Origin of the sequence: Pelagerythrobacter rhizovicinus, assembly GCF_004135625.1 — a bacterium.
Lineage (GTDB): Bacteria > Pseudomonadota > Alphaproteobacteria > Sphingomonadales > Sphingomonadaceae > Pelagerythrobacter > Pelagerythrobacter rhizovicinus.
Map to the genome: position 1 here is coordinate 254,361 of NZ_SDPV01000002.1, position 22,314 is coordinate 276,674.

19 protein-coding genes are annotated in these 22,314 nt (G+C 65.8%); 7 read left to right on the forward strand and 12 right to left on the reverse strand.

Annotation, left to right across the window (positions count from 1 at the left end; genetic code table 11):
- Positions 1-23: 23 nt before the first annotated feature.
- From ETX26_RS09265 to ETX26_RS09280, 4 genes are read right to left on the reverse strand one after another with little or no spacing between them, the layout of a single operon-like run.
- Positions 24-638: an ABC-type transport auxiliary lipoprotein family protein gene (locus ETX26_RS09265; RefSeq protein ID WP_225425691.1), complete on the reverse strand. Its 615-nt coding sequence runs from the start codon at positions 636-638 to the stop codon at positions 24-26.
- Positions 635-1,594 carry an MlaD family protein gene (locus tag ETX26_RS09270; protein ID WP_129524425.1) on the reverse strand — a complete coding sequence of 320 codons (960 nt, stop codon included), beginning with the start codon at positions 1,592-1,594 and terminating at the stop codon, positions 635-637. Before ETX26_RS09270 ends, ETX26_RS09265 begins: the two co-directional genes overlap by 4 nt.
- Positions 1,595-1,604: 10 nt before the next feature.
- Positions 1,605-2,489 carry an ABC transporter ATP-binding protein gene (locus ETX26_RS09275; protein WP_129524426.1) on the reverse strand — a complete coding sequence of 295 codons (885 nt, stop codon included), beginning with the start codon at positions 2,487-2,489 and terminating at the stop codon, positions 1,605-1,607.
- 1 nt (position 2,490) lies between these two features.
- Positions 2,491-3,603 (reverse strand): ABC transporter permease, encoded by a 1,113-nt coding sequence (locus ETX26_RS09280; protein WP_129524427.1) that lies wholly within the window; start codon positions 3,601-3,603, stop codon positions 2,491-2,493.
- 93 nt (positions 3,604-3,696) lie between these two features.
- Here ETX26_RS09280 and ETX26_RS09285 point away from each other — a divergent pair, with 93 nt between their 5' ends.
- Both ETX26_RS09285 and ETX26_RS09290 read left to right on the forward strand, forming a co-directional pair.
- Positions 3,697-6,456: a valine--tRNA ligase gene (locus ETX26_RS09285; protein WP_129524428.1), complete on the forward strand. Its 2,760-nt coding sequence runs from the start codon at positions 3,697-3,699 to the stop codon at positions 6,454-6,456.
- Positions 6,457-6,484: 28 nt separating this feature from the next.
- Positions 6,485-7,219, forward strand: coding sequence for a 7-carboxy-7-deazaguanine synthase QueE (locus ETX26_RS09290; RefSeq protein ID WP_129525316.1), 735 nt, complete (start codon positions 6,485-6,487; stop codon positions 7,217-7,219).
- Between the two features lie 15 nt (positions 7,220-7,234).
- On the opposite strand, the gene ETX26_RS09295 is transcribed toward ETX26_RS09290, so the two are convergent.
- The 5 genes from ETX26_RS09295 to ETX26_RS09315 all read right to left on the reverse strand — a co-directional run bounded on the left by ETX26_RS09295 (position 7,235) and on the right by ETX26_RS09315 (position 13,287).
- A complete protein-coding gene (locus tag ETX26_RS09295) occupies positions 7,235-8,959 on the reverse strand; it encodes an ATP-binding protein (RefSeq protein ID WP_191984711.1) in 1,725 nt (574 codons plus the stop codon).
- A gap of 86 nt (positions 8,960-9,045) precedes the next feature.
- Complete coding sequence (locus tag ETX26_RS09300) at positions 9,046-9,765, reverse strand: TIGR02186 family protein (RefSeq protein WP_129525318.1); 720 nt, start codon at positions 9,763-9,765, stop codon at positions 9,046-9,048.
- Positions 9,766-9,794: 29 nt separating this feature from the next.
- Positions 9,795-10,709 (reverse strand): sulfite exporter TauE/SafE family protein, encoded by a 915-nt coding sequence (locus ETX26_RS09305; RefSeq protein ID WP_129524429.1) that lies wholly within the window; start codon positions 10,707-10,709, stop codon positions 9,795-9,797.
- 44 nt (positions 10,710-10,753) lie between these two features.
- Positions 10,754-11,893, reverse strand: coding sequence for a hypothetical protein (locus ETX26_RS09310; protein ID WP_129524430.1), 1,140 nt, complete (start codon positions 11,891-11,893; stop codon positions 10,754-10,756).
- Complete coding sequence (locus ETX26_RS09315) at positions 11,890-13,287, reverse strand: glycosyl transferase family protein (RefSeq protein ID WP_129524431.1); 1,398 nt, start codon at positions 13,285-13,287, stop codon at positions 11,890-11,892. The genes ETX26_RS09310 and ETX26_RS09315 overlap by 4 nt, the downstream gene beginning before the upstream one ends.
- A 79-nt stretch (positions 13,288-13,366) precedes the next feature.
- Between ETX26_RS09315 and nhaA the strand changes: the two genes are divergently transcribed.
- The gene (nhaA, locus tag ETX26_RS09320) at positions 13,367-14,584 is read left to right on the forward strand and encodes a Na+/H+ antiporter NhaA (RefSeq protein WP_129524432.1); all 1,218 of its coding nucleotides are present in this window, start codon (positions 13,367-13,369) and stop codon (positions 14,582-14,584) included.
- An 11-nt stretch (positions 14,585-14,595) separates the two neighbouring features.
- Here nhaA and ETX26_RS09325 read toward each other — a convergent pair whose 3' ends face one another.
- Positions 14,596-15,033 carry a VOC family protein gene (locus tag ETX26_RS09325; RefSeq protein ID WP_129525319.1) on the reverse strand — a complete coding sequence of 146 codons (438 nt, stop codon included), beginning with the start codon at positions 15,031-15,033 and terminating at the stop codon, positions 14,596-14,598.
- Positions 15,034-15,175: 142 nt separating this feature from the next.
- Between ETX26_RS09325 and ETX26_RS09330 the strand changes: the two genes are divergently transcribed.
- On the forward strand, positions 15,176-15,889 hold the full coding sequence (locus tag ETX26_RS09330; RefSeq protein ID WP_129525320.1) for an SIMPL domain-containing protein: 714 nt from the start codon (positions 15,176-15,178) through the stop codon (positions 15,887-15,889).
- 60 nt (positions 15,890-15,949) lie between these two features.
- Here ETX26_RS09330 and ETX26_RS09335 read toward each other — a convergent pair whose 3' ends face one another.
- The gene (locus tag ETX26_RS09335) at positions 15,950-16,711 is read right to left on the reverse strand and encodes a TorF family putative porin (protein ID WP_129524433.1); all 762 of its coding nucleotides are present in this window, start codon (positions 16,709-16,711) and stop codon (positions 15,950-15,952) included.
- Between the two features lie 309 nt (positions 16,712-17,020).
- Here ETX26_RS09335 and ETX26_RS09340 point away from each other — a divergent pair, with 309 nt between their 5' ends.
- The gene (locus tag ETX26_RS09340; protein ID WP_318531657.1) at positions 17,021-17,782 is read left to right on the forward strand and encodes a metallophosphoesterase family protein; all 762 of its coding nucleotides are present in this window, start codon (positions 17,021-17,023) and stop codon (positions 17,780-17,782) included.
- Positions 17,779-19,089 carry a UDP-glucose dehydrogenase family protein gene (locus ETX26_RS09345; RefSeq protein WP_129524435.1) on the forward strand — a complete coding sequence of 437 codons (1,311 nt, stop codon included), beginning with the start codon at positions 17,779-17,781 and terminating at the stop codon, positions 19,087-19,089. The genes ETX26_RS09340 and ETX26_RS09345 overlap by 4 nt, the downstream gene beginning before the upstream one ends.
- 115 nt (positions 19,090-19,204) lie before the next feature.
- Here the strand turns inward: ETX26_RS09345 and ETX26_RS09350 are convergent, their stop codons facing one another.
- Positions 19,205-19,831: a TetR/AcrR family transcriptional regulator gene (locus ETX26_RS09350; RefSeq protein WP_129524436.1), complete on the reverse strand. Its 627-nt coding sequence runs from the start codon at positions 19,829-19,831 to the stop codon at positions 19,205-19,207.
- A gap of 104 nt (positions 19,832-19,935) precedes the next feature.
- Between ETX26_RS09350 and ETX26_RS09355 the strand changes: the two genes are divergently transcribed.
- Complete coding sequence (locus ETX26_RS09355; protein ID WP_129524437.1) at positions 19,936-22,293, forward strand: TonB-dependent receptor; 2,358 nt, start codon at positions 19,936-19,938, stop codon at positions 22,291-22,293.
- Positions 22,294-22,314: the final 21 nt, after the last annotated feature.

The following is a 22,314-nucleotide window of genomic DNA, read 5'->3' on the forward strand; positions in this document are numbered from 1 at the left end:
GGATCAGATCCGGTCGCGGTCCATCACCCGACCCATTCCGCGACCTGCCCGGCGACATCGTTCGCCGCACGGTTGAGCGCCTCGCCCACCGGTCCCGCTTCCGCGGCGACGCCGGGGATCACGCTTTCGAAACGGCGCGTCTCGATCGCATTGCCTTCCGCCTCGCGGATCGCATCGAACCGCACGACGACCGAGGACGTGCGCGCATCGTAGCCGAAATCGCGCAGCACGCCGTGGAGCTGCGTCTCGGGCGTAAGCGCCGGATCGTCGGAATCGATCACTAGGCGGTTGCTGCGGGTGCGGATCGTTTCGGCGAGCAGCCCGCGAAACAGGCGCGCCGGCTTGTCCACCCAGACGGCATCCTTGACGTAGGCGATATTGGCGTCGTCCACCTGCACCGGGACGCGCACGACATCGAGCCGTGCGGGCGCGTCGGGAACCAGGATCGCGAGCGCCCCCGCCGCACTGCCGGCCGAGCCCGACCCTGCCGGCGCCTCCGCCGTGGGCGTGAGCGTCAGCAGGCTCTCGGGCGGTTCCGCGCCGAAGCTGACGCAACCGGCCAGCGCGGCAGCGGCTAGCACCGGAAATGTCCTGACAATCACGCGCATCGCGTTCCCCTGCTTCTTCGCGTCGCTCATGGTTCGTAATCGGGCAGTTTCTGTCCGCCCACCAATGAGCCGGCGCCCTGCGTCTCGATCTTCTCGGTCACACTGCGCAGCGCCTTGCTGGTCGCGCGCAGGTCCCGCATCGCCGCGTCGGCTGCCGGCAGTGTGCTTTCGCTGAGCTGGCGCGCCGCCGGACGCGCATCCTGGAGGGTCGCATTGAGCGATTGCGCAGCGGAATCGGCGGACTGGAGCGTGGCCCGCAACTGGCTTGCGAGCGACTGTCCCTCCTGATTGAGCAACTCGTCTGTCGATCCCATGACCTTCTCGAACGCATCGAGCGCCTCGCTGGATTCGCGCAAGGTGACCTGGAGCTCGGCCAGCGTCCGTTGCACTTCGGGCGCCGTCTGCGCGAGATCCGCGGTCATGCGGTTGGTATTGCGCAGAATGCCGGCGATTTCACCCTGGTTCTGGTCTGAGAGCAGCATGGTCAATCGCTCGGTCAGCGTGGCGAGACGCTCCAGCAGCAGCGGCGCATTGGCGAGCAGTTCGCCCAGCCCCCCCGGCTTCGTCGGAATAACGGGCACGCCTTCGGGACATGCGGTATTCCCCGGCCCCTCCTCGCAGGTGATCGGCGGTGCATCACGCCGCGCGCCGTCGAGCAGGATCGTCGAGACACCGGTGAAGGAGCCCTGGACGGTCGCAGTCGTGCCGACGCGGATCGGCACGTCGTCTCTCACCCTTACGCGGACGCGGACGAACTGCGGGTCGGTCTCCCACAGCGAGATTTCGCTGACCTGGCCGACCGGCACGCCTGTGAAGGAGACCTGCGACCCATTGGCGAGTCCGGCCACGGATTGCTTGAAGAAGATGTCGTATTCGTCCTGCGCGCCCTGCCCCAGTCGGGCAAGCCAGACGAAGAACAGCGCAAGCCCGGCCAGCAGCACCAGCGTGACAGCTCCGACCCAGACATGATTTGCGCGCGTTTCCATTCGCTTGCCCCTATGCCCCGCCCCGGGACGCCCTGTCTATCTTTTCAGCATTCATGCCGTCGGCACGACGCTTGCTCGCCTGGGCCGCGCGGCCGCGCGGCCCGTTGAAGTACTCCTCGATCCACGGATGATCGGTTTCGAGCAGTTCGGGGATCGTGCCGACCGCAATCACCTTCTTGTCGGCAATGACCGCGACGCGGTCGCATATTTCGTACAGCGTATCGAGATCGTGGGTGATGAGGAATACCGTGAGGCCGAGCGTCTGCTTCAGCTCGCGCGTCAGCCGGTCGAACGCGGCGGCGCCGATCGGGTCGAGCCCGGCGGTCGGCTCGTCGAGGAACAGCAGCTCCGGATCGAGTGCCAGCGCCCGCGCCAGCCCCGCACGCTTCTTCATTCCCCCTGAAAGCTCCGCCGGATACTTGGCCGCGGCCTCTTCCGGCAGCCCCGAGAGCATCACCTTGTAGCGGGCGATTTCGTGCATCAGCTCCGATTGGATATCCGGATAGAACTGTTTGAGCGGAACCTCGACGTTTTCTCCCACCGTAAGGGTCGAGAACAGCGCGCCACCCTGGAATAGGACGCCCCAGCGGTTGCGGATGCCGAGGTTCTCGTCCGGCTCGGCGTTCGTCATTGAGCGGCCGAAGACCTCGATCTCGCCTTCGTTCGGAGTCTGGAGGCCGATGATCGACCGCATCAGCACCGACTTGCCCGTGCCGGAGCCACCGACGACGCCGAGAATCTCGCCTCGGTTCACGGTCAGCGAAAGATCCTCGTGCACGGTCTGCTCACCGAAGCGATTGACGAGCCCTTTCACCACGATCGGATGATCGCCGCGGAAGCGCTCGTACCGACTGAGGCCGCGCTCCTCGAGCTCCTGATCGAGATCGTCGGCCATCTCAGCCCCAGCCGATCTCGGTGAAGAACACGGCGAAAAAGGCGTCGAGCACGATCACCATGAAGATCGCCTGCACCACGGCCTTGGTCGTCTTCAGACCGACTTCTTCCGAATTGCCCTGCACCTGCATGCCTTGATAGCAGCCGGTAAGCGCCACGATCAGCCCGAAGACCGGCGCCTTCGCCAGTCCGACGTAGAGATCGTAGAGAGGCACCACCTCCTGGATGCGCGACAGGAAGGTCAGGAACGGGATACCCAGCATCAGGTCGCCGATCACCGCGCCGCCGATGATCGCGATGCAGGAGGAGAAGAAGCCGAGCAGCGGCATCATCAGCACGGCCGCCAGGATGCGCGGGATTACCAGCGCCTCTATCGGCGAAATGCCGATCGTGCGCATCGCATCGACTTCCTCCGTCAGCTTCATGGTGCCCAACTGCGCTGCGAAGGCGCTGCCGGATCGACCCGCAACCATGATCGCGGTCATCAGCACCCCGAGCTCGCGCAAGGTGATGCGGCCGACGAGATTGATTGTCAGAGTTTCCGCCCCGAACTGCGCAAGCTGCACCGCGCCCTGTTGCGCGATGACGATGCCGATGAGAAAGCTCATCAATCCGATGATCGGAAGCGACGAGACGCCGACCAGCTCGAGCTGGCGAACCAGCGCCTTGCCGCGGAAACGGGAAGGGTGGCGGACGAGGCTGGCGATGCCGAGCAGGATCTGGCCCAGGAAGCCGATCATGCCGACCATCCCCCGGCCGAACTCGTCGACCAGCTCGCCCACTCGGCCGGGCACACGCTCCCAGGCGGGGGGACGGGGCGGATGGATGTCCGCGCCCTCGCCCGCAGCTTCGACCGCTTTCAGCAACCGCTGCGCGCGTTCGCTGGCACCGATGATCTCCGCATCGTGCCGCCTCGCCAGACTGCACGTGACCCAGGCGCCGACAGTATCGATCTCGCTCACGTTGGAGAGGTCGATGGTTGCAAGATCGTCTTCGATCTCGCGCAATTCGCCGTCTACCGAACCGATGGTGGAAACCAGATAGGGGCCTGAAAGGACGAGCCGCGCGCCGCTATCGCCGCCACCCTCGACTTGGAAGAACGCCCCATCCTTCATCTTGGCGACCTATGCGGCCAAACGGGGCGTACTACAAGCGTGCAATCAGCCGTGTTGCGCCGCAGCGCACCCGCTGGCAAAGGCGCGGTACCTATGAGCACCGATCTCCCCAAGACTTTCGACCCGGCCGAAATCGAGGCGCGCTGGTACGCGCATTGGGAAGGCAATGGCCTGTTTCGGCCCGAGCGGCCCGACGCCCAGCCTTTCACGATCGTCAACCCGCCGCCCAACGTGACGGGCAGCCTCCACATCGGGCATGCGCTCGACAACACCCTGCAGGACATCGTGGTCCGTTACGAGCGGCTGCGGGGCAAGGATGCGCTGTGGGTGGTCGGCACCGACCATGCCGGCATCGCGACGCAGATGGTGGTCGAACGCGAGCTGGAGAAGCGCCAGGACAAGCGCACCAACTACTCGCGCGAGGACTTCGTCGCGAAAGTGTGGGAGTGGAAGGAGGAAAGCGGCGGCACGATCACGCGTCAGCTTCGCCGGCTCGGCTGCTCGATGGACTGGAGCCGCGAGCAGTTCACGATGAGCCCCGAATTCACCCGCGCTGTGACGAAAGTGTTCGTCGATCTCTACAACCAGAGGCTGATCTACCGCGACAAGCGGCTGGTGAACTGGGACCCGAAGCTCAAGACCGCAATCAGCGATCTCGAGGTCGAGACGCAGGACATCAAGGGCCACTTCTGGCACTTCAAGTACCCGCTCGCGGACGGTGTGACGCTGGATAGCGGGCAGGACTACATCGAAGTCGCGACCACTCGGCCGGAGACGATGCTGGCCGACATGGCAGTGGCGGTTCACCCGTCCGACGAGCGCTACGCCAGCGTGATCGGCAAGGAGATCGTCCAGCCGATCACCGGCCGCCGGTTCAAGGTGATCGCCGATGAGCATGCCGATCCGGAGCTCGGCTCGGGCGCGGTGAAGATCACGCCGGGGCACGACTTCAACGACTTCGAAGTGGGCAAGCGCGCCGGCATCGCGCCGGGCGAGATGCTCAACATGCTCGATGCCGAAGGCAACGTCTGCCAGACAGCCGACGGGCTGGTACCCGAGGAATTCCTCGGCCTCCACCGCTTCCGCAAGGACGGCGTGGACGGCGCGCGCGAGCTGGTCGTGGCGCGGATGAAGGAGCTCGGCTGCCTGATCCCGCACATCGACAAGGAGGGCGAGGCGCACGACGCCGAACCGCGCACGATCGCCACCCCCTTTGGCGACCGCGGCGGCGTGGTCATCGAGCCCTGGCTGACTGACCAGTGGTACGTCGACGCCGAGAAGCTCGCGCAAGCGCCGATCGAGGCGGTGCGTTCCGGCAAGATCGAGATCGTCCCCAAGAGCTGGGAGAAGACCTTCTTCAACTGGATGGAGAACATCCAGCCATGGTGCGTCTCGCGCCAGCTCTGGTGGGGGCACCGGATCCCGGCATGGTATGCGCCAGACGGTGAGGTGTTCGTTGCTGAGAGCGAGGCTCAGGCTCTTGAGTTGGCGCTTGATCACTTTGGGGCAGAGCGCCCGGAAGATTTGCCGGAACTTAGTCGCGATCCCGATGTGCTCGACACCTGGTTCTCGTCTGCACTGTGGCCTTTTGCCACGCTTGGCTGGCCGGATGCCGCGACGGAGCAACCAGAAAGCGTTAACGACAACCCCGGCGTCAACCTGCTCGCCAAGCACTATCCCAACGACTTGTTGATTTCCGGCTTCGACATCCTGTTCTTCTGGGATGCCCGAATGGCCATGCAGGGGATGCACTTCCTGGGCGAGGTGCCGTGGAAGAGGCTCTATCTCCACGGCCTCGTGCGCGCGGCGGACGGGCAGAAGATGTCCAAGTCCAAGGGCAACGTGGTCGATCCGCTGGGTCTGATCGACACATACGGCGCCGATGCGCTGCGCTTCTTCATGGCGGCCATGGAAAGCCAGGGCCGCGACGTGAAGATGGACGAGAGCCGGGTCGAGGGATACCGCAACTTCGCCACCAAGCTGTGGAATGCGACGCGGTTTTGCCAGGCGAACGGCATCGGCGGTTCGCAGTCGATTGCCGCGCCGCAGACGACCAGCGCGGTTAACAAGTGGATCGTCGGCGAGGTGGTCGAAACGCTCGCCACGCTCGACAAGGCCATGGCGGACCTGCGCTTCGATGCGGCCGCGAACGCGATCTATCGCTTCGTGTGGGACACCTTCTGCGACTGGTATCTCGAGCTGATCAAGGGCCAGATCGACGACGAGACCCGAGCGGTTGCCGGCTGGGCGCTCGATCAGATCCTCGTCATGCTGCATCCGTTCATGCCCTTCATCACCGAGGAACTGTGGCACGCGCAGGGTGAGCGGCCGTACGAGCTGATCCTCGCGAAATGGCCCGAGCCGTCTGCGAAGATCGATACCGAAGCCAAGGCCGAGATCGAGTGGCTGATCGATCTTACGCGCAACCTGCGCGCGGCGAAGAACGAAATCGGCCTTGCGCCCGGCGCGAAGCTTGAAGCGTGGCTTGCCGATCCGTCGCCGATCGCAAGCAAGATTCTCTCGACCAGCACGGCAGCGCTCGATCGGGTGGTGCGCCTGTCCGCGGTTCATGCCGAGGCCGCGCCGGAGGGCGCCGCGCTACAGGTCGGCGTGGGCAGCGACAGCCTGGTGATTCCGCTGGAAGGCCTGATCGACGTCGAGGCAGAGAAGGCCCGGCTCACCAAGGCGCTCGCCGCTTCGGAGAAGGAAGCCAAGTCTCTCGAAGGCCGGCTCTCCAATGCGAACTTCATCGAGCGCGCGAAACCCGAGGCGGTCGAGAAAGCCCGCGCCGATCACGCGCACCATGCCGCAGAAGCGGAACGCCTCAGGGCCGCGCTGGACCGGTTGGGATGAACCGGATCCTCCCCAGGCCCGGGAGGATCTGGTGCTGACTCTCGCCACCCAGGAGCCCGGCGAACCGGAGATCTTCGCTTCGCTGCAGGGCGAAGGACCGAGCGCCGGCGCGCCCGTCGCATTCCTGCGCCTCTCGCGCTGCAATCTTGCGTGCCAGTGGTGCGATACCGCCTATACCTGGCACTTCGAAGGCGACGAGCGGCCGCATCGCTCCGGCGAGACCTTCGCGCGCAAGGCCAATCAGATTAAGCTGAGCGAGGACGAGGTTGCCCGGCGCATCGCGGCGCTGGGCCAGAAGCGCCTCGTGATCACCGGCGGCGAGCCGCTGCTTCAGGCGGGCGCCTTGGCAAAGCTGCTCGAGCTGCTGCCTGACATGGCCGTCGAGATCGAGACCAACGGCACCGTCGCCGCCCCGCCCCGGCTCGACGTGCGGGTGGACCAGTACAACGTCAGCCCCAAGCTCGCGCACAGCGGCAATCCGGCGGAGCTCGCGCTGCTTCCCGAGCGGCTCGACTCCTATGCGGCCGATCCGCGCGCCTGGTTCAAGTTCGTGATCGCCGCGCCCGAGGATGTGGTCGAGGTGCTGGCCCTTCAGGCGCGCTATCGCTTCCGACCCGGGCATGTGTTCCTGATGCCGGAAGGCACCGACAGCGCGACACTGCGGGCGCGGCAGGAATGGCTGGCTCCGCTATGCCTGGAGCATGGATTCAGGATGAGCGACCGGCTGCATATCCATCTCTATGGGGATATGCGGGGAACCTAAAGAACCTAGGCGTACCTAACGCCCCTGAGAGCGCCAGCGGCGCACCACACGCTGCACCGCATCTTCCTCCCCCCCGCTTTCGTTCCACAATTCGACGAAGCTCGGGTCTTCCGATGCCGGACGCTTCGCTTCTTCCAGGCTGTCGAAGCTGACGCGGATCGGGATCGCGACGCCTTCGCCGCAGATGATGCATTCGCGGTTGCGCAGCGCCGGGATCGAATCGAGGAAGCCGCGCGCGCCTTCGGGCATGGCGGCTTTCACGAATGCCTGGTCGCGATCGTTGTTGAGGCGCATGGCGATGATCGTTCCACATTGCGACAGCACGCCCTCGGCAAGGTCGGAGGGGCGCTGGGTGATAAGGCCGAGGCTGATGCCGTACTTGCGGCCTTCCTTGGCGATGCGGCTCAGGATCATGCCGACCGACGATCCGTCCGCGTTCGCCTCGTTGGGAACGTAGCGGTGCGCCTCTTCGCAGACGAGCAGGATCGGCCGGGTCTTCTCCTCCCGCCCCCAGACCGCGAAGTCGAACACCAGACGACTGAGGACGGCGACGACGGTGGAAGTGATGTCCGAGGGAACGCCCGATACGTCGATGATCGAGATCGGCTTGCCGCCGCCCGGCATGCGGAAGATCTTCGCGATGAACTCGGCCATGGTGTCGCTCACCAGCATGCCCGAGAACATGAACTGGTAGCGCGGATCGCCCTTGAGCTCGTCGAGCTTGCTCTTGATCCGCATGTAGGGCGCCGAGGAGGTCGCCTTGTCGAGCTTGCCCATCTCGTTCTGGATCTCGTTCGCGAGGTCGGACAGCAGATAGGGGATCGGCGAATCGACGGTGATCTTGCCCATCGTTTCTGCCAGCCGGTTCTTGGCTCGCGCCCGGAGCAGGCACTTGGCGAGGATATCCATGTCGACCTGCCGCTCGTTGCCGCTGGTGGTCAGCAGCGTCTCGCAATGCTCCTCGAAGTTCATCAGCCAATAGGGTAGCTGGAGATTCGAGACGTCGAGGATCAGGCCGGTCTCCCGGAACGCCGCGGCGTACTCGCCGTGCGGGTCGATCATCACGATGTGCCCTTCGGGCGCGGCGTCGCAGATCCGATGGAGGATCAGCGCGGCGCTGGTCGACTTGCCGGTGCCGGTGGAGCCGAGCAACGCAAAGTGCTTGCCGAGCATGGCGTCGACGTAGAGACCGGCGCGAATGTCGTTCGTCGGATAGACGGTGCCGATCTGGATGCTGGCGCGCCCGTCGCTGGCATAGATATGCCTGAGGTCGGCGGTGGTCGCCGGATAGATCTTCGCGCCGGGCACGGGGTAGCGGGTCACGCCGCGGCGGAATCCGTGGATGCGCCCGGTCGGCTTGTCCTCCATCCCTTCGCCGAGAAAGTCGACGTCGGCGATGACCCCGCCGTTCGCACGGCGATCCTGCCGCTGATTGCGGACGCTGGCGAGCAGCCAGGCGTTGCCCGCGCGAATCTTGATCTGACTGCCGACCTGACCGGCGAGCGCGACCGATGGGTCGTCGTCGCCCATGCACTCGTTGAGCCGCTGCATGTCGAGCGCGATCTGCGAGCCCGAACCGGCGATTTCTACGACCACACCGATCGGCTGCATGGCGTTGTCGGATACCGGGCGGACGACGGCCTGAGGCCGGGGATGCGCGGCAGGGGCGCCCTCGCTCCGCGTCGCCGCCGAATCGAGCGGCTCCCGCCGTTCGAGGTTGCCGTGGCCCATCTCTGTCATGAAGCGGTCGATCCCTACGCTCAGCCCGGATCTGCAGGCGTACCGAGCGCTGGTTAAGATCGGGTCAACGCGCACGAAAAGGCAAGCTAGATCAGCGCGAACAAGCGCCCGGCCACCCAGCCCATTCCCACCGACATGAGCACTGCCAGGAGCCCGTAGAGCAGCGACTGCCGCTCGGAAAACACCTCCACGAAGCGCTCGAAGCCTACCTTGCGGACTTCCACCTCCGCAACGGCGGAGGCGATCACCCGCCCGCGGGTGATGGCGAAGGTTTCGGCGGTGTAGGTGCCGGTCTGAACGTTGGAGGGGAGCGAGATGCGGGCCTGGTAAAGCACCTGCTCGCTGATCTGCACCCCGTCCGTGACCTGCTTGTAGAGCCCCTGCCGGCTGCGGAGGTCGACGAGACCGGCGGTAAAGCGCGCCTGCTCTTCGGGATCGATCGCGCCGGTCGGCGAGAGCTGGAGATAGTCCAGCCCGAGCTCGTAGATCGCGGCGGTCCGTTCATCGACGATCTCCCCGATCGGCCGGGAGGATGCGACCGCGAAGAACGAGGGAGCCGACTGGAATGCAGTGCTATCGGCGTTGACCCAGATTCCGCCCACGCGGGCCTTCTCGCGCAAGGCGATCGGCTCGGTCGGCCCCTTGAGGACCACGACGATGTCGTAGTCCCGCCCCGCGCGCGCGCCAGTGGGATCGAGGATCGCACCGAACAGGAGCAGCTCGGTGCCGGTGAACCCCTGCTGGACCTGCACGTCGTCTTGCGAGACCTCCGGCACCAGGATCGGATCCCGCTGTGCCGACAGCATCACCAGCGCGACGAGGAGGAAGAGCCACTTCACAGCGGCACCACGGTGTAGATTTCCTCCGGCCGCACGAACAGGCCGAAAAACATTCTGGCCGTGACCAGCAGGACGATCGCGGCAAGCGCCAGGCGCAGGTATTCGGGTTTGAATCTCTGCGCCACCTGCGTGCCGAACTGGGCGCCGGTCACCGATCCGATCAACAGCAGCGCGACGAGAACGATGTCGACCGCATGGGTGGTCAAGGCGTGCATCATCGTGGTCGCCATGGTCACGAACAGGATGTTGTAGAGCGAAGTGCCGACCACGACGTTGGCGCTCATGCCGAGGATGTAGAGCATCGCGGGCACGAGGATGAAGCCACCGCCCACACCCATCAGCATGGTCAGCGCGCCGACCGCGACGCCGAGCAGCAGCGGCGCGATGGGAGAGATGTAGAGCCCCGATCCGTAGAACCGCCAGCGAAGCGGAAGCACGGCGATTAGGCGATGGTGGCGGCGGCGCATTGCCGGCTTCCGCTCGCCGCCTTCCGGCGGACGAACAGCCTGCCACGCTTCGCGCGCCATCAGCGATCCGACGCTCCCCAGCAGCAGGACGTAAAGGACGTTGATGACGGTATCGATCTGGCCGATCGACTGCAGGAAGCGGAACAGGAGGGCGCCGATACCCGCGCCGACGACCCCGCCGCCCACCATGACGGTGCCCATCCGGTAGTCGACCCCGCCGCGGCGCCCGTGGGCGAGCACGCCCGAAACGCTGGCGCCGGTGATCTGGGTCGCCGCCGACGCCGCCGCGACCGTGGGCGGGACGCCGTAGAAGATCAGCAAGGGCGTTGTCAGAAACCCGCCCCCGACGCCGAACAGACCGGAAAGAACCCCCGTGAGCGCCCCCAGCCCGACGATGACCAGCCCGTTCACCGAGAGGTTCGCGATGGGGAGGTACACGTCCATGGCAAAGCCCTAACCGAGCGCAACGGCGGTTTAAAGCGGGCGGATCAAAATCCGGTCGAAAGCGTGACCGCAATGCCTCTACCGGGCACGGCGTCCCCTGCAATGCGCCAGCGGTAGTCGAGCGCCAGCCGGGCCGGCGCATCGCCCATGTCGAAATTTAACGATGCGGTCGGCCCGACGTCGAGCCGGGCCGCGCCCTTCTGGGCTCCACCCCACAGGCCGGCGCCCGCCCGCACTTCCGCCAGATCGAAGCGTATCAGCTCGCGCTCGACGCGCGCCTGACCATCGGCAAAGGCCGTCGCGAACTTGCCGCCGACATAGCCCGCCTGGGCATAGGCTTCTCCGCGGAGGCCGAGCGGCAGTCGCACCGGTGCGAGTTCGGTCACGGCGAAAGCGGCCGGGCGAAGCTCGACCTCGCCGCCGCCTTGCCGGGTCGCGCGCACTTCGGAATGGAGCGAGATCGGTACGGCCGCGACGGGGCGCGCGGCTATCCCGACCGCGAGTTCCGTCTCCTTGCCCGCGGCGAGGGCCTGTGTCGCACGGACGTAGGCCGCCGGGCGGTGTGGGCTGCCCGGCGCGAGACGGTAGCGGACCACTGCACCCGCCTGGCTCGCGCCGTAGCTCGCCAGCCTGCCGCCCGGAATTGTCTCCGCAGTGTCGCCTGGCCGCAGCAACAACCAGGCGTCGAACGCCCATCGGTCGGCCTTCCGCACCGCGAGAGGCGGTTGCGCACCGTTTGCCGGCGGTGCCGCTCTCGCCCGCAGGAGCTTCGCCACATCGGGCGGCACCGGAAGCTGCGCGGTCGCGGCGAGCCACAGGAGCTGGTGACTGGCCATGACTTCGCCGCGAGAGGCCGGCGGTGTACTTGCCGCTTCCCGAGTATGCCAGATCGGCAATGGCTCGAGCAGCGCGATCTGCCTCGCAGGAATCGGTCGGGGACCAGCGGCCAACGGATGACGCTCCGGTTCCGCTGCGGCCTGAGCGGTCGCCGCCATCTCGACGGGCGAAGCCCCTCCGGGCGCGGCGCCACGCGTCAGCATTGGCCGGACGATCCGGTCCAGCACCGCCTCCGTCGGCGGCAACGGTGCTTCCCACATCATCGCCCGCGTCCCGACCCAGGCGGTCATCAGCACCACCAGGATCAACAACGGCTCGCCCCGGCGCCGGTCGGCCTTTCCGCTCACGGCATTATCCGGCGGGGCAGCAGTGCGGGATGCGCGTCGTGCTCGGTCTTGTCCCATTGCGGCCGCGCTCCGCGCAAGCTCCGGACATAGGCAAACAGAGCGCGCCGCCCCGCCAGCATCGCGATGAAATTGGCGACCGGCAGGCGCAGGACGGCGCGAATGCCTTCGCCGAAACCGTGCTCGCGCGCAGTGAACCCGAAGCGGAACGCGCATCGCCACAGCAGCGCGGCGATGTTCACCATGAGAATCGTTTCGAGCGCTGGCGGGAGTTCGGGCGCCGCGTTCCAGCCGGCGAGGCTCGCCGCCGAACCGATCCCGGCGAGGAAGAGCACGGCTAGCGCGATGCCAAGCAGGAGCGCAGCGAATGGCCCGCGCCTGTCGCGCAGCCGCATCCAGACCTCGACCGGCCTTCCATGCCAGCCGAGCCGGTCCCATCCCTGAAAGGCGATTCCCAGGATCCATCGCGTTTTCTGGCGGACCGCCTGATGAAGCCGCGCGGGGAAGAAGGCACGGGTGGCGATCAGCCGCCCGTCGGCGGACCTGTACCGCACGAAGCGGGTACGCCCGCCCATCTCGGCGATACCGAGGCCGAGTTCGTAGTCTTCGGTGAGGCTATCGGTGGCGAAAGGCGCGTGCGTGCCCCGGCCGCTCGCGAGGCGGGCCAACGCGTCGCGCGCGATGCCGCATCCGACACCCGCAAGCGGTATACCCGCGCCGAGCGCGTCGCGGACCACGAGGCCCTTGCTGTGGCTTTCTGCGAACTCCTCGCAATAGTGGCTGCCGACCCAGCGCGACTCCGCTTGCGGCAGCGGCAGGACCGGCAATTGCACGAGGTCGGCGCCGCGCAGGCACTCGTCGATCAGCGACAGCGCCGCGGGATCGACCATATCCTCAGCATCGTGCAGCAGGACGCTGGCCGCGCGCGTGCCGCTGCGCGCCTCGTCAGACTCCAGCGCGGCATAGAGGCGGTTGAGGCAGTCGGCCTTGGTCGTCGGCCCTTCGGCCTCGTTGATCACCAGCCGCACGCGATCGTCCCCGCTGGCGGCGGCAGCGACCGCCTCGATCGTCGCCGGATCGTTGCAGTAGCAGCCGATGTAGATGCGCAAGGTGCGGTCGGGCCAGACCCGCAGCATGTGCCGCACCGTCGCGCCGATCACGCGGTCCTCCTGCCAGGCGGGAATGAACACCGCGGCCTGGCGCAGGGGCGGGCGATCGGGACGCGCGGGATCGTAGACCGCCGGGCGCGCCCGGCCGGTAAGCCGCAGCCAGAGCCACGCGAAATCGATCGCGAACTCGTCGAGCGCTCCGATCAGAAAAAACACCGCTGCGAAAAGAAGCAACTCGCGCTGGACGAGCACCACCCACTCGAGCAGCGACAACCCCCCGGTCAGCATCCATTTCCCCCCGCAGCCATTCCTATCCAACGCGCAGTAGACTTGCAACGCGCAACGAAATCCGAAATGGAGCGACCCCATGGCCAAAGCACCCCGCCCCCTCCAAGCGTTCTTCGCCCCTGTCCGCGCCCTCTTCGTCGGCGACGCGTCTGCGGGCATTCTTCTCATTCTGGTGGCGGCGGCGGCCATGCTGCTGGCCAATTCGGCGCTGGCGCACGAATATCACCAGCTGTTCCATGGGAACCTGGCGTTCACGCCGGTTGCGAAGCTCGACACGCTGCACCTGTGGGTGAACGACGGCCTGATGGCGATCTTCTTCTTCGTCGTCGGTCTCGAAGTGAAGCGCGAGTGGATCGAAGGTCAGCTCAGCAGCGCGGAGCAGCGACGGCTGCCCATACTTGCGGCAGCGGCGGGAATGATCGTTCCTGCCCTGGTCTATTTCTTCTTCGTTCAGGGCGAGGACCCGCAGCTCATCCAGGGATGGGCCATCCCGGCCGCGACGGACATAGCGTTCGCGATGGGCGTGCTGGGCCTGCTCGGCAACCGGGTGCCGGCATCGCTGCGGCTGTTCCTGCTGACGGTGGCAATCGTGGACGACATCGGCGCGGTGCTGATCATCGCGATCGCCTACACCGCGGGCATCAAGCTGGCCTGGCTGATCGCGGCGCTGGTCGTCGTCGGCATCATGCTGGCGCTGAACCGGATGCGCGTGGCGACCGTCGTCCCCTTCCTGCTGCTGGCGCTGGTTCTCTGGTACTTCGTGCTCAACTCGGGCGTCCACGCGACGATCGCCGGCGTGGTCGCCGCGCTGACCATTCCCATGCGGGGGAAGAACGACGACACGATGCTCGAACATCTCGAGCACGGGCTGGCGCCGTGGAGCGCCTATCTCATCGTGCCCGTCTTCGGATTCGCGAACGCGGGCGTGAACCTTTCCGGCCTCGGACTGGAAGGCGTCTTTGCCCCGCTGCCGCTGGCCATCGCGGCAGGCCTGTTCTTCGGCAAGCAGGTCGGCATCGTCTCCGCGATCTTCATTGCCAACCGCATCGGTTTCGCGCCGCGCCCGCACGGCGCGAACTGGCCGGAAATCTGGGGGGTGTCGATCCTATGCGGGATCGGCTTCACCATGTCGCTGTTCATCGGCGAGCTGGCGTTCCCCGGCTATCGCCTGCTGATCGACGAGGCGAAGATCGGAATTCTGCTCGGCTCCCTGTGCTCCGCGATCGCCGGATACACGATCCTGCGCATGACGACCAAGCACCCCGGGGCGGATCGCAATCCGCCCCGGAACATCTGATCCCGGAAGCGTTACCAGCTTCCAGTGTTCTCCATGCTTGCCCAGGGTTCCTGCGGTGGCAGATGGCCTTCCTGCAACAGTTCGACCGATATCCCGTCGGGCGAGCGGACGAAGGCCATGTGACCGTCGCGCGGCGGGCGATTAATCGTCACGCCCGCATCCATCAGCCGCTGGCACGTCTCGTAGATATTCTCCACACGGTAGGCGAGATGCCCGAAGTTGCGGCCGCCGGTGTACTCTTCCGGGGCGCTGCCGTCTTCGGAGGGCCAGTTGTAGGTCAGCTCGACTTCCGCAACGCCCTCCTGCCCCGGCGCGGCGAGGAAGACGAGCGTGAAGCGCCCTTTCTCGTTGTCGAACCGGCGCACTTCCTCGAGCCCGATCATGCGGAAGAATTCGACCGTCGCGTCGATGTCGGTGACGCGGATCATGCTGTGCAGGTACTTCACCATCGGAAAGCTGACTCCATTCATCTCTATTAAAGCACGGTTCATCGCCGGCGGACTAATTCCCTCAACATGGGTTGCGCTCCGCCGTCGCGAAAGGGCCATCATGAAAGAGAATAGCTCCGAAACACCCTCCGGCTCCACCCCGATGTGGCGCGAGCCGGTCACACGGCGCTGGCTTGCCAGCGCCGCGATCGTCGCCGGCGGACTGGTCGTCGGCGGCTTCCTGCTCGGCGACGGACTGGTCCGCGCAAAGGAGGCCGACCGCGCGGTCACCGTACGCGGCCTCTCCGAGCGCGAGGTCATGGCCGATCTGGCGACCTGGACCATCTCCTACTCCTCGACCGCCACCGATCTGGCGGCAGCGCAGGCGGCGGTCGACCGCGATACCTCGTCGATCGAAGCCTTCTTCGGCGATCTCGGCTTTCCGGCCGACGCGCTGGAACCGACCGGAGTCAACGTCAGCTACTACACCGACAATCAAGGAGTCGGGCGCTACACGGTGCGCCAGCGGTTGTCGCTGCGGACGAACGATATCGAACGGGCGCAGGACGCGGTGAAACGGCAGGCGGAGCTGGTTCGCCGCGGCGTCGTGCTGGAGGATGGCTCCGGCATGGCCTATACTTTCACCGAGCTGGATGCGATCAAGCCGGCGATGATCGCCGAAGCGACCAAGGACGCGCGCGCCGCCGCCCAGCAATTCGCCGAGGACAGCGGCGCGAACGTCGGCAGCATTCGCCAGGCGACACAGGGCTACTTCTCGATCGAGGCGCGCGATGGCGAGGCCGCCGGATGGGGCGTGTCCGACAGCCCGCACAAGAAGGTAAGGGTCGTGACGACGGTGGACTTCTCGCTCGATTGACCGCCGTGGCCCGCCTCGTCCCCGCCGCGCCGGCTCGCACCGGGCGGCGGCAGGACGAGCTCAGAAGCTCATGCTGAGCGTCGCGACCACGGTATCGTCCGTGAATCCGTCGATCGAGGGGCCCTCGACACCCACGTAGGTGACGCCCAGTTCCAGCCCGCCGAGGACGGTCGCACTTGCCCCCAGCGCCCAGTCGAGCCCTGAATCGTCGGTAGTGCCGGCCAGCAGCGGTGGCGCGAGCACGCCATCGGTATATCCGAGGTGGGCATTCAGACTGATCGGCGTGTTCGGAATCCCGACGCCTAGATCGGTGTAAAGGTAGAGGTTGTCGCTATCCCCCAGCGCATCCTGGTCAAAAGCATAGGCCGCCCCGACCGTAGCCTCGGCAGGTCCGAGTGCGAAGGCCAGCGAAGCGTAGGGCTCGAAGTAGTCGGTGTCCGCGCCGAGGTCCTCTGTCGGGTACATGTAGTACAGTAGGCCCACATCGAGCGTCAGGCCCTCCGCGACTTGGCCGCTCCAACCACCGTAGAGATCGAGTTCGAGATCGCCGAGCAGATCGGTACCGCCGTCGTCGATCGAACTGCCCCAGGTGCCGACGTAAAAGCCGCTCTCGTGCACGACATCGATGCCGCCCTGGATCGCCGGGTCGCCGCCTGAAAGCGAAACGCCCCGGAAGCGATAATCGCTGGTGATGGCAACGTTGCCCGACACCTCGACAGCGCTCGGGGGGTCGGTCTCGTCCTGCGCCAGCGCCGGCGCAGCGGTGAGAACGACGGACGATAGGAAAGCTGCGGCGGTGAGGCCGCGGATGGACGTGAGCATGACAAACTTCCTTGCGTTTGCAGTTGTGCTTCGTCCCACCTGCCGGTCCGCCGGATGCTTCGTTTTGTCGAGCACACTCTTGCGAACGCGAAATGATCGTGCAGCATCATGCTGCGGCGCACAAGGAATATTTCACATCTGTTACCTGCAGCGCCTGACCTGTTGAATTCGTGCACCAACCGAGGCCGGTTCAACGGCGATACATCGGTTGCCGTGCAGGCGCGGCTGGCCTATCGGCGCCCACGGATCTCAAGCCAAGAACCGTCCATGTTCGCACCGCTCCGTAAAATCTTCCGCGCCCGTCCAGCGATGCCGCGCCCTTCGGTTCCCGAAGGTGAGCGCATCTACGTCATGGGCGATGTTCACGGGCGCATCGATCTGTTCCAGCCGCTGGTCCACGCGATCGAGAACGACGACGTCGAAGCTTCTCCTGCCACCACGACCATCGTGCTGCTCGGCGATCTGGTCGACAGGGGGCCCGACAGTGCAGGCGTGGTTGCATCGGCTCGTGCGCTGCAGACGCGGCGCAAGGTGCGTATTCTCGCCGGCAATCACGAGGAGATGTTCCTCGAGTCCTTCGAGGATCGGCGCGTATTGCGCCATTTCCTCAAACATGGCGGGCGCGAGACCCTGTTCAGCTACGGCATCACCCGCGATCGCTACAACGAGAGCACGCTGGACGAACTGCAGCAGCTGATGCGCGATGCGGTCCCCGAGGCGGATCGCCAGTTCCTGAGCGGATTCGAAGAGTACGTCATCGCGGGCGACTATCTGTTCGTCCATGCCGGGATTCGGCCCGAGGTTCGGCTGGAGGAACAGTCGCGGCACGACCTGCTGTGGATTCGCGACCAGTTCCTGCACCACGCCGCGCCGCATTCGCATGTGGTGGTGCACGGGCACACGATCTGCGATCCGGTCGACGAACGGGCCAACCGCATCGGTATCGACACCGGCGCCTACCGCACCGGCAAGCTGACGGCGCTGGTGCTGGAGGGCGATACCCGACGTTACATACAGGCCGTCGAGAACGCCGGCACGGTTACAGTTCGCAAGATGGAGACTGCGCAATGAAGATCGCAATGGTCGGTTCGGGGTATGTCGGCCTGGTATCGGGCGCCTGCTTCGCCGATTTCGGACATGAAGTGGTCTGCATCGACAAGGACCAGTCGAAGATCGATCGCCTGCGCGAAGGCGTGATGCCGATCTATGAGCCTGGCCTGGAGGCGCTGGTCGAAAGCAATGTCGCTGCCGGACGGCTGTCGTTCACGACCGACCTCGCCGAAGGTATCGCCGGGGCGCAGGCGATTTTCATTGCGGTCGGCACGCCTAGCCGCCGGGGCGACGGGCACGCCGATCTCTCGTTCGTTAACGCAGTCGCGCGCGAAGTGGGCGAAAAGCTGGCGAACGACGCGGTCGTGGTGACCAAGTCGACCGTTCCCGTCGGCACCGGCGACGAAGTCGAGCGGATCATCGCCGAAACCGGCTGCAACCATCGCGTTGCGGTCGTTTCCAATCCCGAGTTCCTGCGCGAGGGTGCGGCGATCGGCGATTTCAAACGCCCGGACCGGATCGTCATCGGCACCGATGACGACTTTGGCCGCGAGGTCATGCGCGAGGTCTATCGGCCGCTGTTCCTCAACGAATCCCCGATCCTGTTCGTCAGCCGCCGCAGTGCGGAACTGATCAAGTACGCCGCCAACGCCTTCCTCGCGACCAAGATCACCTTCATCAACGAGATCGCCGATCTGTGCGAGAAGGTCGGCGCCAACGTGCAGGACGTGAGCCGCGGCGTGGGAATGGACAATCGCATCGGGTCCAAGTTTCTCCATGCCGGGCCCGGCTACGGCGGCTCGTGCTTCCCGAAGGACACGCTGGCCCTGCTCAAGACCGCCGAGGACTACGACAGTCCGATCCGGATCGTTGAGGCCGTGGTCAAGGTCAACGACAGTCGCAAGCGCGCAATGGGCCGCAAGGTGATCGACGCGCTGGGGGGCCTGGACGCGGCGCGCGGGAAGAAGGTCGCGCTGCTTGGCCTCACGTTCAAACCAAACACCGACGACATGCGCGACAGCCCGTCGATCGCGATCGCGCAGGCGCTCGGCGATGCCGGCGTCGAGGTCGCGGGATACGACCCGGAGGGCATGGAGCAGGCCGCCCCGCTCATGCCCGACGTGCAGATGTGCAAGACCCCCTACGAAGCGATCGAAGGGGCGGACGCGCTCGCCATCGTGACCGAGTGGGATGCCTTCCGCGCGCTCGATCTCGATCGGGTGAAGGCGCTGGCCAAGGCGCCGGTGCTGGTCGACCTCAGGAATATCTACAAGCCCGATCACATGCGGGCTGCCGGGTTCACCTACGTCAGCGTCGGACGCGGGTGATCGGGAACGCCGAAGCGCGTTTCGAATCTGGCGGAACGGATGCATCGACGGCGAGAAGTCTGCCCCAGGCGAAGAGCGGACGGGCTCCGGACCATGATTCGCCGGCAGGGCGCGTTTATCGCTCTGCAGCTATGCCGTTCGCCAGCAAGTCGTTGGCGAGCGCCGCCACCCGTTCGGCAGGCATGTCCCCGTCGCCCCATACGGCATAGCGCAGGCCGAGGAAGACGTTCATCCCCATGATCGCCCAGGCATGCGCTTCTTCGAGATTCGCGCGCAGTTCACCCTTGCGGCCGCCTTCGCGCAGGCGCTCGAGAATGCGCGCGCCGGTCGTCTCGTAGTGTTGGCGGTAGCTCTCGGGATCGACGAATTCGGCCTCGTCGATGATCCGGTAGACCTCCTTGTGCTCGGCCGCGAAGCGTAGGAAGGCAGCGAGCGCGGCGCGTTCCCGTTCCAGCGCCGAGGCAGGCTCCGCCAGCGCTTCGCGTGCGGCGACCTTCACTGCCTCGCTCATGTCGCGCACGAGCGCCTGGAAGATCGCCTCTTTCGAATCGAAATAGGTGTAGAAGCTGCCGAGAGCCGTGCCGGCACGCGCGGTGATCCCGCTGATGGAGGCTTCGTGGAAGCCGCGCTCCCCGAATTCGATCGCTGCCGCATCGAGCAGCCTGCGCAGCGTGCGCCGGCCGCGCTCGGTGCGAGGCCGCTTGGCGGTGTCGGTCGCGCCGGCTGGTGTCCCCGTGTCCATTACTGGCTGCGCTAAATGCCGCGAGGCCTATCCGCAAGAGGAAACTTGAAAGTTGGTTCATGTTTCAATATTGGAGGTACTAACGACCGGATGGGAGAGGATTGATGAGGGTCAGCAATTCACGGATGGCTGCGGTTCTGCTCGGCAGTGCCGCGGTTGCGGCGTTTGCGGCACCAAGTGCGTCGGCGCAGGACGCGCCCGACGCAGCCGTCGAGGCGGGTGAGGCAGGAGACGACGCGGCCATCGTCGTTACCGCCCGCCGGCGCGAGGAGCGGCTGATCGACGTGCCGGTTGCCGTCACCGCCTTCACCGGCGAACAGCTTGCCGAACGTGGCGCGCTCGACATCACCGACGTGGCCCAGTCGGTCCCCAACGTGACGTTGGAAAATTCGCGCGCGACGAACTCCACGCTGTCCGCCTTCATCCGCGGTATCGGCCAGCAGGATCCGGTCTCCGGCTTCGAGCAGGGCGTCGGCATCTATCTCGACGACGTTTACCTCAACCGCCCGCAGGCCGCCGTGCTCGACATCTATGACGTTGAACGGATCGAGGTCCTGCGGGGGCCACAAGGGACGCTCTACGGGCGCAATACCATTGGCGGCGCGGTAAAATACGTGACGCGGCAGCTCCCGCAGGAGTTCGCGTTCAAAGCGCGCGCGACTTACGGCACCTACGATCAGGCGGAAGGCGTGATCACCGCCTCCGCGCCGTTGGGTGACATTGTGCGTGTCGGCGGTTCGGTCGCACGACTTTCGCGCGGCGGGTTCGGTGACAACCTCACCCTCGGCACGGAGAACTACAACAAGGACGTGTGGGCCGCACGCGGATCTCTGGAAATGGGCGGACATGGCGAGCCGGTGTTCGTCCGTATCTCCGGCGACTACACACGCGACAAAAGCCTCCAGCGCGGCGGCCACCGCCTGATCCCCGGCCTCGTCTCGGGCGCACCCGTGCTCGACGACGTCTACGACACGCGGGGTGCGCTCGACGACCCGAAGCAGGACGTCGAGGCCTACGGTCTTTCGATGAACGTTTCGGTCGAGCTGGGCGACGCCCTGACGTTCCGCTCGATCTCGGCGTGGCGCAAGGACGACACCTTCGGTCCGATCGATTTCGATGCGCTGCCTGCGGTCGATCTCGACGTGCCCGGCGCCTATTTCAACGAGCAGATCAGCCAGGAATTCCAGTTCCTCTATGACGACGGCGGACCGCTGACGGGCCTGCTCGGTCTCTATTATCTGGACGCGACCGCCGACACGCTGTTCGATGTGCGCCTCTTCACTACCGTCCCGGGCCTCACGGCGTTCACCGCGGCCGAAGTGGATACGGAAACCTATGCGATCTTCGGCGACTTCACTTACGATCTGACCGAACAGCTCAGCCTGTCGGTCGGCGGCCGCTATACCTGGGACGAGCGTTCCGCCTCGATCCTGCGCCAGAACTATCTCGGTGGGGGTTCACCCTTCTTCGGCGGCGCCGGAGTAGCCGCCGGCGCCCCCAGCACCGACTTCGACGGCAGCGCGCAGTTCAAGAAGTTCACCCCCCGCGCCTCGATCAGCTTCATGCCGACGCCCGATCACAATATCTATGCGAGCTATTCCAAGGGCTTCAAGGGAGGCGGGTTCGACCCGCGCGGCGTCGGCAGTACCGCGCCGGCCGCGACCCCCGGCGCACCGACCGATGCCGAAATCGCCGACTTCCTCAGCTTCGCGCCCGAACAAGTCGACAGCTACGAGATCGGCTACAAGGGCAGCCTGATGGGCGGCCGGCTGAACGTGGCGGTGGCCGGCTTCTATGCCGACTATACCGACGTGCAGATCCCCGGCTCGGTGGCCTGCACGATCATGGCAGGCGACCCGCCCGAACCCACCCCGTCGTTCTGCGGCGTCGTCTCCAACGCGGGCAAGGCGACTTTCAAGGGGCTCGAGTTCGAGGCCAATGCCCGGCTCGGCGGCGGGTTCGCGCTCGCCGGCTCGCTCGGCTACATCGACGCGCAGTACGACGAATACATCACGAATATCGGCAACACGCCGACCGACGTCGCGGATTTCCGCGAAGTGCAGAACACGCCCAGGTGGACCGCCAGCGGAACCGCCAGTTACAATACCGGTCTGGGCGACGGCGACCTCTACATCGGCTCGACCGTTTCGTACCGCAGCAAGACCTACCAGTTCGAGATTCCCAACCCCTACCTCGACCAGGACGGCTATGCTCTGGTCGATGCGAGCGTGGTTTACACCGCCCCCGGCGGCCGCTGGAGTATCGGCCTCTATGGCAAGAACCTGACCGACAAGCAGTACAAAACGTCGGGCTATACGTTCGTCGCGACGGACCCAACCACCGGCGAAATTCAGACGGGCGCGAACGGCCAGCCGATCCCGACGCTCGGTCCCGAAGGCACGTTGACGGCGTTCTACGGCAATCCGCGCCAGGTCTTCCTCACCGCGACGCTGAAGTACTGACCGACAGGCAAGCGAGGACGA

What these genes read in the sequence shown, in the direction of transcription:
- ETX26_RS09330 (WP_129525320.1), top strand. Translation starts at nt 15,176, where the DNA reads ATGTGGCGCGAGCCGGTCACACGGCGCTGGCTTGCCAGCGCCGCGATC.
- ETX26_RS09345 (WP_129524435.1), top strand. Translation starts at nt 17,779, where the DNA reads ATGAAGATCGCAATGGTCGGTTCGGGGTATGTCGGCCTGGTATCGGGC.
- ETX26_RS09305 (WP_129524429.1), bottom strand. Translation starts at nt 10,709, where the DNA reads ATGGACGTGTACCTCCCCATCGCGAACCTCTCGGTGAACGGGCTGGTC.
- ETX26_RS09355 (WP_129524437.1), top strand. Translation starts at nt 19,936, where the DNA reads ATGAGGGTCAGCAATTCACGGATGGCTGCGGTTCTGCTCGGCAGTGCC.
- ETX26_RS09285 (WP_129524428.1), top strand. Translation starts at nt 3,697, where the DNA reads ATGAGCACCGATCTCCCCAAGACTTTCGACCCGGCCGAAATCGAGGCG.
- ETX26_RS09325 (WP_129525319.1), bottom strand. Translation starts at nt 15,033, where the DNA reads ATGGTGAAGTACCTGCACAGCATGATCCGCGTCACCGACATCGACGCG.
- ETX26_RS09280 (WP_129524427.1), bottom strand. Translation starts at nt 3,603, where the DNA reads ATGAAGGATGGGGCGTTCTTCCAAGTCGAGGGTGGCGGCGATAGCGGC.
- ETX26_RS09300 (WP_129525318.1), bottom strand. Translation starts at nt 9,765, where the DNA reads ATGCTGTCGGCACAGCGGGATCCGATCCTGGTGCCGGAGGTCTCGCAA.
- ETX26_RS09295 (WP_191984711.1), bottom strand. Translation starts at nt 8,959, where the DNA reads ATGACAGAGATGGGCCACGGCAACCTCGAACGGCGGGAGCCGCTCGAT.
- ETX26_RS09265 (WP_225425691.1), bottom strand. Translation starts at nt 638, where the DNA reads ATGAGCGACGCGAAGAAGCAGGGGAACGCGATGCGCGTGATTGTCAGG.
- ETX26_RS09275 (WP_129524426.1), bottom strand. Translation starts at nt 2,489, where the DNA reads ATGGCCGACGATCTCGATCAGGAGCTCGAGGAGCGCGGCCTCAGTCGG.
- ETX26_RS09315 (WP_129524431.1), bottom strand. Translation starts at nt 13,287, where the DNA reads ATGCTGACCGGGGGGTTGTCGCTGCTCGAGTGGGTGGTGCTCGTCCAG.
- ETX26_RS09350 (WP_129524436.1), bottom strand. Translation starts at nt 19,831, where the DNA reads ATGGACACGGGGACACCAGCCGGCGCGACCGACACCGCCAAGCGGCCT.
- ETX26_RS09335 (WP_129524433.1), bottom strand. Translation starts at nt 16,711, where the DNA reads ATGCTCACGTCCATCCGCGGCCTCACCGCCGCAGCTTTCCTATCGTCC.
- ETX26_RS09340 (WP_318531657.1), top strand. Translation starts at nt 17,021, where the DNA reads ATGCCGCGCCCTTCGGTTCCCGAAGGTGAGCGCATCTACGTCATGGGC.
- nhaA (WP_129524432.1), top strand. Translation starts at nt 13,367, where the DNA reads ATGGCCAAAGCACCCCGCCCCCTCCAAGCGTTCTTCGCCCCTGTCCGC.
- ETX26_RS09270 (WP_129524425.1), bottom strand. Translation starts at nt 1,594, where the DNA reads ATGGAAACGCGCGCAAATCATGTCTGGGTCGGAGCTGTCACGCTGGTG.